Raw genomic sequence first — 11,618 nt, 5'->3', positions numbered from 1 at the left:
TAGCTTTCGATGGAATTTAGGAAATGTTCAATGATTAAAAAAGTAGAACATTTTCTTCAATTTATTTCGAACTAAAAATTGCCGCTTTGGACAACAAGACGATCCTTAAACAATTAAAGCTTCAGGCTGCCCTTATGGAGCTGCACGATGAAAACAGTTTTAAGATCAGAGGCTACCAGAATGCGGTGTTCAATCTCGATAAAACTGACCTAGAATTGGGCAACTTATCCTTGGCCGAACTCGAAAAAATTGACGGTGTAGGAAAAAGTATAGCTACCAATATTGATGAGATCAACCAAAGAGGTGTCTCTACTGCTTTAGAAGAATACCTGAAAAATACGCCAGAAGGCATTGTCGAATTACTCGACATGAAGGGCATCGGCCCAAAAAAAATCAAAGTGCTTTGGAAGGAATTGGGCATTGAAAGTGGCCATGAACTGAAAGAAGCCGCCAATTCTGGTTTAGTGGCCAAGCTGAAAGGCTTTGGTGAAAAAACACAGCAAGCCATTATTAATGCTTTAGAGTTTAAAGAAGCCAACGCGCATAAGCTCCATTTTGCGGAAGCCGAAAAGTTGGCAGAAATCGTCATAGCTGAAATTCTAGAAATTGCTCCCGACATTAAAATTGAAGTGACGGGTGCCCTGCGAAGAAAAATGGAGGTGATCGAAGTCATCGACCTGATTGTGGCCATCGATGACATTGAAACCATTGAAGATGCTTTGGACGATGCTGAAAACTTTGAACAACTCATTGAAGAATCAGGGCCAATTACTTGGCGAGGGAATTATAAGGCACTCAGAATTCCGATTCAACTTTCTTTCTGTGAAAAGGAAGACTTTGTAAAAGAGCAGTTTTTAAGAACGGGAAGCAACCTGCACCTCAGCTTAGAAGTAAAAGACAAACTGACTTTAAAAGACATTGTTAGACAGCAAAGCTTCGCTTCGGAAAAGGAAATTTATGCTGCGGCTGGTTTGGGTGAAATTGTCCCTGAAATGCGCGAAGGGACCTTCGAAATTGAAGCTGCAAAAAATGGAAAACTGCCTCTGCTGGTAGAAATGCAAGACCTGAAAGGTATTCTGCACAACCACTCCACTTACAGTGACGGAAAGCACAGTTTGGAACAGATGGCGCAACATTGTAAAGATTTGGGTTATGAATACCTCGGTATTTGCGACCACAGCAAATCAGCTTTTTATGCCAACGGACTTAAGGAAGATCGTGTAATTCAACAGCAAGAAGAAATTGATCGACTGAACGAAAAACTAGCTCCTTTTAAAATCTTCAAAGGCATTGAGTCTGATATTCTATATGACGGCAAACTCGATTATACCGATGATGTTTTGGCCAGCTTTGATTTCATTGTGGCTTCCGTGCATTCGGTGCTGAACATGAACATTGAAAAGGCCACTCAAAGACTTTTAACGGCCATTGAAAATCCTTACACTACCATTTTAGGCCACCCGACAGGGCGTTTATTGCTCAGAAGAGAAGGTTATCCGATTGACCATAAAATGGTAATCGACCATTGTGCAAAACATAACGTGGTGATTGAAATCAATGCCAATCCTTGGCGATTAGATTTGGATTGGCGCTGGGTACATTATGCTTTAGAGCAAGGCGTAAAATTGGCCATTAATCCCGATGCGCATGAAATGGATGGTTACCAACACATGGTTTATGGTTTGCTGGCCGGACGCAAAGGTGGGCTCACTGCCGACATGACATTTAATGCATTAAGCGCTGAAGAAATCGGGAAATACTTTGCCGAGCGCAAACGAAAAATCGCAGCGAATGTCTAAGCAAAAAATTCTCGTATTGCGGTTTTCGTCCATTGGAGATATTGTGCTCACTACCCCCATTGTGCGAGCGCTGAAGACTCAATTGGAAGATGCCGAAGTTCACTTCTGTACAAAGGCGAGTTTTGCTTCAATTTTAGAGGCCAACCCTTACATTGATAAAGTGCATTTGCTGGAAAAGGATCTAAACCCTTTGATTGCTGAACTGAAGAAAGAGAACTTCGATCACATTGTGGACCTCCACAATAACCTCCGCACCCGCATTATTAAAACCCGTTTGGGCAAACCGAGTAACGCATTCGATAAGCTGAATTGGGAAAAATGGCTCATCGTTAATCTCAAGGTAAACAAACTGCCGAACGTGCACATTGTAGACCGTTATTTTGAGACGGTAAAACCTTTGGGCGTTAAGAAGGACATGCTCGGGCTTGATTATTTTATTCCTGAAAAGGATGAAGTAGAGAAGGACTGGCTTCCAGAGACGCACCGTAACGGATACATTGCATTTGCCATTGGTGGCCAGCTCAATACTAAGAAACTACCCATCGATCGGATGATTGAGCTTTGCGATAAAATCAACAAACCGATTGTGGTTTTAGGCGGAAAAGAAGATATAGAAAATGGAGAAAGACTCGAAGACTTTTTCAACCGAAAACACGACAAGGCGGATATGATTTCGCCTTTAGAGGAATTGGGTAAGAAAGCCAATATTTATAATGCTTGTGGAAAATTCAACCTCAATCAATCGGCTTCCATCTTGAAAGGCGCGAGCCATGTTTTCACCCACGATACGGGCTTAATGCACATTGCTTCGGCCTTTAAAAAGAACGTCTTTTCCATTTGGGGAAATACCATTCCTGAATTTGGGATGTATCCTTATCAAACAAAATTCACCATTTTGGAAAACAAGAAACTGGATTGTAGACCTTGTTCTAAAATCGGTTTCCAAAAATGCCCGAAAGGACATTTCAAGTGCATGAACGACATCATCTTTGACTTCTGGATTCCATGAAACATCACCATATTCAACGTACTTCATTCGTCTTCTTTTTGGCTTCTATTATTTTAGAAGCGGGGATGAGAACGGATAAAATCACTTCGGAAGATCATTCTTTAATGATGGGTATTTCGTTGGGGCTTATTCTTTTTGCAATCGGCATGAATGTGAGCATTGTGAAGAAAATGGGCATCCCAAAGCGTGAAAAAAACATCAGCCAAGTCCTTGGTCTAGTGTATGCGATTTACGCCCTTGTCATTTATGTAATTCTGCCTGTTTAGAGGCGCTCTCATATTTCGAAGGAGATATAGGTCGAATTTTGAATGTAAAAGACCTTCAATTCATTATAAAGTTTTCAAGCACGAGCCCCATGGCTATTAATAGAATATCTATGGCGGCCCATCTAAAAGGGGGTAATTTTTTCAAAAACACTTTCGTTCCTAAATAGATACCAATAATACTAATAACTATATGGATAAAGAGCACATAGTCTGGAATCATATACGGAAACCGAGCATTAGTGAAGTGGTATAGGTAATACAAGTCAGCAAATAAGTAGAGCCAATAAATATTAATCACTAGCAGAAGGGTACCAATGATTTTTGGTGCAGTAAAAATTTTCTTCATTCGACTAAGTTATACTATTACAACATCTCATTGGCCAAATTCGCTAACTCAGATCTCTCGCCTTTTTCTAGGGTAATATGCGCATACAGCGGATGGTCTTTTACTCTATCGATCAAGTAAGAAAGTCCATTCGATTGCGAGTCTAGGTAAGGGGTATCGATTTGATAGATATCGCCCGTAAATACGATTTTGGTGTTTTCACCTGCTCGGGTAATGATCGTTTTGATTTCGTGAGGCGTTAGGTTTTGGGCTTCGTCCACAATAAAGAAAATGTTTGATAAACTACGCCCACGGATATAGGCCAATGGCGTGATCATTAACTTTTCTTTGGCCACCATTTCCGTGATGGCTTTGTACTCCTTATCAGATTCCTTGTATTGGTTTTGGATGAATTTCAGGTTGTCCCAAAGTGGCTCCATATAAGGGTTCAACTTTGATTTGATATCGCCTGGCAAATAACCAATGTCTTTATTGCTTAAAGGTACAATGGGTCTGGCCAAATAAATCTGCTTGTATTCTCTGCGTTGTTCTAAAGCACCCGCCAAAGTCAGCAAGGTTTTTCCTGTTCCTGCCACCCCCTGAATGGTTACCAATTTTACATCGGGATTCATGATAGCATCAATGGCAAAAGTCTGTTCTGCATTACGCGGTTTAATGCCAGAAACAGGTCGTTTATCTACTTTGTGAATGCAGTCCTCTTGTGAGTTATAACGGGCAAGCACCGAGTTTTTATCGCTTTTCAGAATGAAGTATTGATTCGGATGTGCCTTCTTTCTTTTCAGTACTTCCTTAGGGCTAATGGTGCCGTCTTCGTAAAGGTGATTCACCAAATCCGAATCTACCTTTTCGATTTCAATCATTCCTTTCCTCAGCGATTGAACGTTTTTGATCTTTCCAGTCTCGTAATCTTCAGCCGCCAAGCCCATCGATTTAGCCTTGAGCCTAAGATTAATATCCTTGCTGACCAAAATGACTTTTCGGCCTTTGTTTTCATCGCGCATGCGCAGGGCAGCATTCAGAATTCGGTGGTCGTTTTTCGTTTCTCCAAAAACCTCATTGGCATCCAGTTCTCCTTTACCCGAACCAGCTTCCATGATCACCTTCAGACTACCACGGGTTTTCCCGTTAAGGGGAATCCAGTCTTGTAAAGATTTGTCCTGCGCCAGCTTATCGAGTAAACGGGTAAACTCGCGGGCCTCAAAATTCTTGGTGTCATTTCCTTTTTTGAACTGGTCCAATTCTTCCAACACGGTAATGGGAATCCCAATATCGTGTTCCTCGAAATTCATGATGGAGATGTGTTCAAAAAGTATTACGGAAGTATCAAGTACGAAAATTTTCTTCTCACTCAGCGTCTTAGCTCTTGCCATATCGGATTGGTCAATAATTAAGTAGAAAGGTTGATATAAGGTAGTAAAATAATGGTTGAAACTAGACTGACAGGCTTTATTAATAAAGACTTAACATAGGGATTTGTTTAAAATATTGAAAATGAGTGGGTTAAATTTATTGGCTATATCATTCAAAAAAATACCTTAATTTGAAGATCAAATTTTTACAGCTATGACACCTCCACTTTCCAGAAGAAACTTTATTAGAAATACGGCAACTGTTGGAGCAGTTTTGCCTTTTATGTCCCCTACAATGCTTTTTTCAGATCAAAAGAGAGCCAAAATCAGAATGGGCTTTATTGGTACTGGCGAAAGGGGCAGAAGCCAATTGACCGTGGCTTTGTTAAGAGATGATGTTGAAGTAGTCGCCATTTGTGATGTGGACAATGCGGTTTTGGAAAAAGCCGAAGACATGATTACGAAAAGCGGAGGCAAGAAGCCTGTACGTTTTGACGGTGATGGAGAAGCCTATCACAAGATGCTCGAAATGGACAACCTAGACGCTGTGTACATTGCTACCCCATGGGTTTGGCACGTACCAATGGCCGTTGCGGCCATGAAGGCTGGAAAGGCTGTTGCCCTTGAGGTTTCTGGTGCAACTGATATTGAAGAGTGCTGGGACTTGGTGAACGCACAAGAAGAAACGGGTGTGCCTTTAATGTTTATGGAAAACGTTTGTTACAGAAGAGATGTAATGGCGGTTTTAAATATGGTGCGCGATGACCTCTTTGGTGAAATGGTTCACTTGGAAGGTGGTTATCAGCATGACCTTAGGGCAGTAAAATTGAACGATGGAAAGTCGGCTTACGGTCAAGGCGTTGAGTTTGGCGAAAATGGTTATAGCGAGTCGAAATGGAGAACGACTCATTCGGTACATAGAAATGCAGAACTTTATCCGACACACGGTTTAGGCCCAGTGGCTACGGCCATTAACCTGAACAGAGGTAACCGAATGGCTTACCTTACTTCGATGAGTTCGAAAAGTAGAGGTTTGCACGATTATATAGTGAACCATCCAAAAGGAGGAAAAGACCACCCGAACGCTAAAGTCGATTTCAAATTGGGTGATGTGGTAACCACAATGATTAGAACAGTAAACGGTGAAACCATAAACCTTACACACGATACTAACCTTCCAAGACCTTATTCTTTAGGCTTCCGTTTTCAAGGAACCAAAGGGCTATGGATGGACATCAATAAATCACTTTATGTAGAAGGACAAGGCAGACCGCATCAATGGCAGTCGGACAAAGAGATGATGGAGAAATACGATCATCCGCTTTGGAAAAAGTATGGTGAAAAAGCTTCGGGTGCTGGCCATGGCGGTATGGACTTCTTTGTATTCCACGCCTTTATTGAAGCCCTAAAAAGAGATGCACCAATGCCAATTGATGTGTATGACGGTGCCGCTTGGATGGCTGTGACTGCGCTCTCTGAACAATCTATTTTACAAGGTGGAGAACCAGTTCAGTTTCCAGACTTTACGCGAGGTAGATGGATAAATCGAAAACCTATTTTCGCCCTAGATGATAGTTATTAATAGTAAAGGGCGTTCTTAATTTAGCCCTATATTCGTATAAAATTGTACGTCATATGAGCATCAATATATCCCTTCTGAAGAAAATTTGCGAAGAGGCTGGAGCACCTGGCTTCGAAAAGAGAATTCGTGATTTGGTGATTAAGGAAGTTACTCCTTTAGTTGATGAGTTGTCCATCGATAATATGGGTAATGTAATTACCATAAAAAGAGGAGTGAATAATCCACAAGGAAAAAAGGCCATGGTGGCTGCACACATGGACGAGATTGGCTTTATAGTAAGCCATATAGACGATAATGGTTTTGTGCGTTTTCATACCTTGGGTGGTTTCGATCCCAAAACACTCACTGCCCAACGGGTAATTATTCACGGCAAAGAAGATGTTATCGGTGTAATGGGTAGTAAACCTATCCACGTTATGTCGGCTGAAGAGCGAACTAAAGTTGCCAAGATTTCCGATTACTTTATTGACTTGGGTAGGTCGAAAGAAGAAGTAGAAAAACTGATTTCTATTGGCGATCCTATTACCAGAGAAAGGGAATTGATTGAAATGGGAGATTGCGTCAACTGTAAATCTATTGATAACCGGGTTTCAGTTTTTATTTTGATTGAGGCCTTGCGGAACTTGAAAGATCAGCCTTATGATGTTTACGGAGTATTCACTGTGCAAGAAGAAGTGGGTTTAAGAGGAGCAAACGTCTCTGCTCATACCATCAATCCTGATTTTGGTTTTGGATTAGACACCACTATCGCCTTTGATTTACCGGGGGCTCAACCACACGAAATGATCACAGAATTAGGGAAGGGTACGGCCATTAAAATAATGGATGCTTCAACCATTTGCGATTACCGTATGGTGGAGTTCATGAAGCAGACGGCCAATGCTGAGAACATTAAATGGCAACCAGAAATACTTACGGCTGGCGGAACCGATACCGCTGGTCTTCAGCGCATGGGTAAAAACGGAGCAATTTCAGGAGCGGTTTCCATTCCAACAAGACATTTACATCAAGTCATTGAAATGGCACATAAAGATGATATTCAGGGATCGATAGATTTATTGATCGCATGCCTAATGAGACTGGATACGTATGATTGGAGTCATTAATTTACATCTAAAGGCGTCTACTAATCTGAGTTTAACTTTATGTTTTAATCCCGAAGGAATTCAATGCTTATAGGTTTTAAGGATTTTAAGATATTCGACCCCGATGGAGTCGAATGCTTTTTTGATTCTGATTTGTTATCAATATATTAGCCTCTAAGGGTTTGTTTGCCAATTGATTAGCCCCTCGTAAATTTATAGCCTAAGTAAGCAGCTACCATTCCAACAACAACGCTGGCTGCTATATATAATAGTGCTTGGAGTGGTTTGTTTTCAAGTAGAAGTGTATTGCCCTCGTAAGCAAAGGTGGAAAAAGTAGTGAACCCACCACAGAACCCTGCTATGAGCAATAGATTGATTTGGGGTGAGAATAACTTTTCTTGTGTGGCCCAACCCATCAAAAGCCCAATGAGAAGGCAACCAGCAATATTTACCACAAAAGTACCATAGGGAAATAGGTTAGGGTATTTGGAATGAATGGTGTGCTGAATTACATACCGCAAGGCACTTCCTACTGCGCCACCTAAAGCAACAATGAATGCATTTTTTATCATTCTTTTACCTCCTTTTTGGGAGCTTTCTTTTTAATGTATTTGTATACTTTATCGTAATCGCTGTTCTCTTGATTAGATATTTTTACGTAGCCTTTATTTAGAAACACCAATTTTAATTGCTTGTATTCAGTTTTATTGGTATTAATAATCGTCTCTTGCCAAGCACCGAGCTCAGATATTTCTTGAACGGATTTAAAAAATCGGAAAGGATAGTAAACATGGATTTGATCATAGCCAATTTTCAATACCTTATAGTTGAAAATGAGTTTGTAGAGCATAATGGAGCAAACTACCAATAAAAAGCCAAGCAGAATATACCGCCAAGTACCCGATGGCTCTGCTAAAATTTGACGCATAAAGTAGAGGGCCCCTATAACAGAAACAAGAGTGAAAACCGTTAGGGAAAAGATGGTCTTACGTTTGGGTTTTGAAATAATCATGTGCTACGAATTAATCAAATCTTCTCTGAATTCGCTAATGTGTGATTGAATGTCGGGGAAAAATAGTCGAAATTCTTCTTCGAACAACGAATAATGTAGAGTTAAATCTTGTATTGACTCATCCATTTTCGAGTCGAATTTGGTTCTTCTTGATAAGCCAGAAAGTGCCCTATGAATCCCTTTTAATTCGGCATAGGCCATTAACCAATTATTTGACACCATATAGGGTAGCATGTGCTGTGCTCTCGCAGGCATTTGATCTTGAAAAGCAACCAGCTTTTTGAAATGACTTTCAGAAAAGGTTTTTAAGTCATCGGAATGAAACTCACTAAAGTTCTTGGCCAAAAAGTGGTCATAAAACATGTCTACAATTACGCCAGAATAGTGTCTATACTTGTCAGAAAGACGTTTTTTGCTTTGACTTACCACTTCGTGCGTATCGGTAAATCGATCAATTTCACGATGAAGCAGCACACCTTTGGCAACATCGGGCTCATAATCTTGGTATTGATTTCCCTTCACAAAATCACCTAAAAAATTGCCGATGGCTATTTTGGAGTGTTGGCCTGAGAGATATAAATGCGCTAAATAATTGATGACCTTTTATATTAGGTCAGTAAGGTAACTACTGAATACTTGAATTACAATTAGCCTCTGGTGAAGATATTTTTAATGTTGAGGTAGTCGATGAAGTAAACCATTCGAATGGTAATTGAATCTACGTTTGGCGCTCCAAAAGTATTGTTGAAGTTATCTAAAAAGCGCAATTGAGTATCGTAATCATTTGTTCCAATGCTTCTTTTCCAAATGGCCTTAATTTCAGAGCCAGGGGCGAATTGCCAATTGTACTCCATGTCAATATTAAAGGCATTGTAGTTTCTATTATCTGCCATTTCGCCTGAATCTATACCATCATAAGTTGTCGCTACCAGTTCATCGTCTTCAGTAAGTTCATAAAACTCCTTGTAGTCTACGCGACTCCAATAATGTCTAGCCCTAAGTGTAACTCCCATTCTGTTTGAAAAAATGTAACTTCCGTTTAGGGTATTCGTGAAGTTTCTTACTTCTCTTCTTCCAAAAATGACAGACTCCAAATCACCTGTTACGCTGTCATAAAGCCTTCTGGCATAACCTCTTTCGTTGTCTCGGCTGCTGGCTTCTATATTATGGCTAATTTCTGCTCTTTCTCCAATTCTAATTCTAGCGGATAGGTTTATTGACTTATCAGTCTGATCCCAATCAGGCCTTTTTCCAAACCTAAAGTTTCCAGATAGCCTTACTTGCTTGCGACTATCTGTATTCACATTTAGTCTTGTGCTGTAGCTGCTAGGTTTTTTGAATATGTAACCTGAAACACGTGATTCAAAAAAGTCATTACTTGTTCCAGGGCTATTATTGAACTCAGTACTTAAGCTCCAGAAATTCTTTAGTTGTCCGTTGATGTTCACGCTATATCTCCAAGTGGAAAATGCCCTTGGCTCATAAAGCAGTTCATGATTTGCATTCAGCCTAAAACTATAATTGTTAAAAGCACCAATTGGTTGAAACTGGTTGAACGAGAAGTCTCCCCTATGTTCAATTTGGTTTGACTGACGAAGAAAACCTAAGTCATTAATGTCGTAGGTATCACTCTCAACATTTCGATTGATACCATACCGAAATACCCCTCTATTCTTATCTATTCCAATGTTATATTTAATTCCTCCTTTGGTGTTCTTAATGTCATCAGTGTAAGAAGCTACATTGCTATAGCCAAAAAAACCTGAGGTACGCCAATTTCTATTGGCATCATTGAGTGAAAAATTAAATGCCGTTACATTGGCATCATCTCCATTTTTAGCTCTTGTTACATTGGTATTTGTCAGTGTTACACTTGAATTGTTCTTTAGGTTTTGGTCAAGAACAATTACATTAAAATTGGTGAGCGGGTCAGCCTCCACTTCTGTTGTTTCTCCGGTGTCGGTATTTTCAACTTCTAAATAGGTGGGTTTCGTTATGGCATTGAAAAAACCAATCCCCAAACCTTTATTCGTTCGGCCAGTGATTTTACTGGCGTTGATTAATTGTGCTGCATCTGGTGAGTAGGTAACAGATTCGTTACTGTTTAGTGCTCTGGTTCGATTGCCAAATATACCACCAATCCTTCTAGAATAGAATAAACCTGCTTTGTTAAAAAGTTCAACTCCTTCTGTGAAAAAGGCTCGGTTTTCGTCAAACTTCACCTCAAAAGGACTGAGGTTGAGTACTTGTCTGTCAGATCTCACTCCACTAAAATCTGGAATTAGGGTCATATCTAAAGTAAAGGCATCATTGATTCCGTACTTAATGTCCATACCTCCATTGAGCCTTGGGTTGCTAGCACCTATTCCTGTGGCCCGGTTAATTACGGTTGATACGTATGGGTAAAAGAATAGTCGTGTGGGAGGTTTTAAGTTATTAAGGTTCCTTACTACTCCCGCTTGGTTTAGGAAACCTGGAATTTCAGGATCCACAGGGTTCCAGTATGAGTCTTCGTTGATGGATACACTTTTTCGAAAAAAATTAATACCCCAATCTTGAATATCTTTTGAAGTAAACCTTAAAACAGCATAAGGTATTTTCATCTCAACAACCCAATAATCATCCTTGACCTGAGCGGAAGAGAGCCAAACCGCATTCCAGCCTGAATCGTTTCTGTATACGCTCTCATTGCCGCCATTTGAATAACGTGTGTCATATTGAACACCTGCAACGGTAACAAAAAGACCCACACCGTTGAGTCCCGCATTATAAGGGTCAAAACTCACACCGAAATAGTCTGAATTACCTATGTTATCACGATTAGTCAAGATGTTAAAAACATCCTCCTTTTTTTCATAAAGTTGCGCAACGATGTATACCGCTTCATCATCATAAAGCATTCTAACCTCTGATTTTCTAGTGGCAGCCATGCCTGGATTTGGGCTATTTTGTATAAAGTCAGTCACTAAAGGGGCTAGGCACCATACGTCTTCGTCCATTACACCGTCTATGGTGATTTTCTCATTCGTTCTTACCGCTTCAAACGATTTTCGTTCGTCTTGAGCATTTGCACTAATCGTCCAAACTAATGCCAGAAGTATGATTGTTAACTTATTGAAGTTCAATGCTTTTTTGTTTGTGTGTTATAACAGACAAAGGTGGGTATTGTT

Annotated in this window: 11 protein-coding genes; 5 read left to right on the top strand and 6 right to left on the bottom strand. The window is 40.2% G+C overall.

Going from position 1 to position 11,618, the window contains the following annotated elements; genetic code table 11:
- The first annotated feature begins 86 nt into the window (after window positions 1-86).
- The 3 genes from polX to VOI17_RS00660 are packed head-to-tail and all read left to right on the top strand — an operon-like array spanning window position 87 to window position 3,074.
- Window positions 87-1,799 carry a DNA polymerase/3'-5' exonuclease PolX gene (polX, locus tag VOI17_RS00670; protein WP_323755307.1) on the top strand — a complete coding sequence of 571 codons (1,713 nt, stop codon included), beginning with the start codon at window positions 87-89 and terminating at the stop codon, window positions 1,797-1,799.
- Window positions 1,792-2,808, top strand: coding sequence for a glycosyltransferase family 9 protein (locus tag VOI17_RS00665; protein WP_323755306.1), 1,017 nt, complete (start codon window positions 1,792-1,794; stop codon window positions 2,806-2,808). The genes polX and VOI17_RS00665 overlap by 8 nt, the downstream gene beginning before the upstream one ends.
- Window positions 2,805-3,074, top strand: coding sequence for a hypothetical protein (locus VOI17_RS00660; RefSeq protein ID WP_323755305.1), 270 nt, complete (start codon window positions 2,805-2,807; stop codon window positions 3,072-3,074). Before VOI17_RS00665 ends, VOI17_RS00660 begins: the two co-directional genes overlap by 4 nt.
- A gap of 55 nt (window positions 3,075-3,129) precedes the next feature.
- On the opposite strand, the gene VOI17_RS00655 is transcribed toward VOI17_RS00660, so the two are convergent.
- Window positions 3,130-3,420, bottom strand: a complete 291-nt coding sequence (locus tag VOI17_RS00655) for a hypothetical protein (RefSeq protein WP_323755304.1) — start codon at window positions 3,418-3,420, stop codon at window positions 3,130-3,132.
- Window positions 3,421-3,437: 17 nt separating this feature from the next.
- Window positions 3,438-4,790 (bottom strand): PhoH family protein, encoded by a 1,353-nt coding sequence (locus VOI17_RS00650; RefSeq protein WP_323755303.1) that lies wholly within the window; start codon window positions 4,788-4,790, stop codon window positions 3,438-3,440.
- A gap of 193 nt (window positions 4,791-4,983) precedes the next feature.
- On the opposite strand from VOI17_RS00650, the gene VOI17_RS00645 reads away from it, so the two are divergent.
- Together VOI17_RS00645 and VOI17_RS00640 are read left to right on the top strand one after the other, a co-directional pair.
- Window positions 4,984-6,351, top strand: a complete 1,368-nt coding sequence (locus VOI17_RS00645; protein ID WP_323755302.1) for a Gfo/Idh/MocA family protein — start codon at window positions 4,984-4,986, stop codon at window positions 6,349-6,351.
- Between the two features lie 53 nt (window positions 6,352-6,404).
- Window positions 6,405-7,457 (top strand): M42 family metallopeptidase, encoded by a 1,053-nt coding sequence (locus VOI17_RS00640; protein WP_323755301.1) that lies wholly within the window; start codon window positions 6,405-6,407, stop codon window positions 7,455-7,457.
- A gap of 176 nt (window positions 7,458-7,633) precedes the next feature.
- Here the strand turns inward: VOI17_RS00640 and crcB are convergent, their stop codons facing one another.
- The 4 genes from crcB to VOI17_RS00620 all read right to left on the bottom strand — a co-directional run bounded on the left by crcB (window position 7,634) and on the right by VOI17_RS00620 (window position 11,573).
- Window positions 7,634-8,008: a fluoride efflux transporter CrcB gene (crcB, locus tag VOI17_RS00635; protein ID WP_323755300.1), complete on the bottom strand. Its 375-nt coding sequence runs from the start codon at window positions 8,006-8,008 to the stop codon at window positions 7,634-7,636.
- Window positions 8,005-8,364 carry a hypothetical protein gene (locus VOI17_RS00630; protein ID WP_323755299.1) on the bottom strand — a complete coding sequence of 120 codons (360 nt, stop codon included), beginning with the start codon at window positions 8,362-8,364 and terminating at the stop codon, window positions 8,005-8,007. Before VOI17_RS00630 ends, crcB begins: the two co-directional genes overlap by 4 nt.
- 87 nt (window positions 8,365-8,451) lie before the next feature.
- The gene (locus VOI17_RS00625) at window positions 8,452-8,970 is read right to left on the bottom strand and encodes an acyl carrier protein phosphodiesterase (RefSeq protein ID WP_323755298.1); all 519 of its coding nucleotides are present in this window, start codon (window positions 8,968-8,970) and stop codon (window positions 8,452-8,454) included.
- A 125-nt stretch (window positions 8,971-9,095) separates the two neighbouring features.
- Window positions 9,096-11,573 (bottom strand): DUF5916 domain-containing protein, encoded by a 2,478-nt coding sequence (locus VOI17_RS00620; RefSeq protein WP_323755297.1) that lies wholly within the window; start codon window positions 11,571-11,573, stop codon window positions 9,096-9,098.
- Window positions 11,574-11,618: the final 45 nt, after the last annotated feature.

Origin of the sequence: Roseivirga sp. (assembly GCF_034669765.1) — a bacterium.
In the GTDB taxonomy this organism is placed as follows: Bacteria; Bacteroidota; Bacteroidia; order Cytophagales; family Cyclobacteriaceae; genus Roseivirga.
The sequence above is the reverse complement of the archived record's forward strand: the minus strand, read 5'-3'. Positions and strand labels throughout refer to the sequence as shown.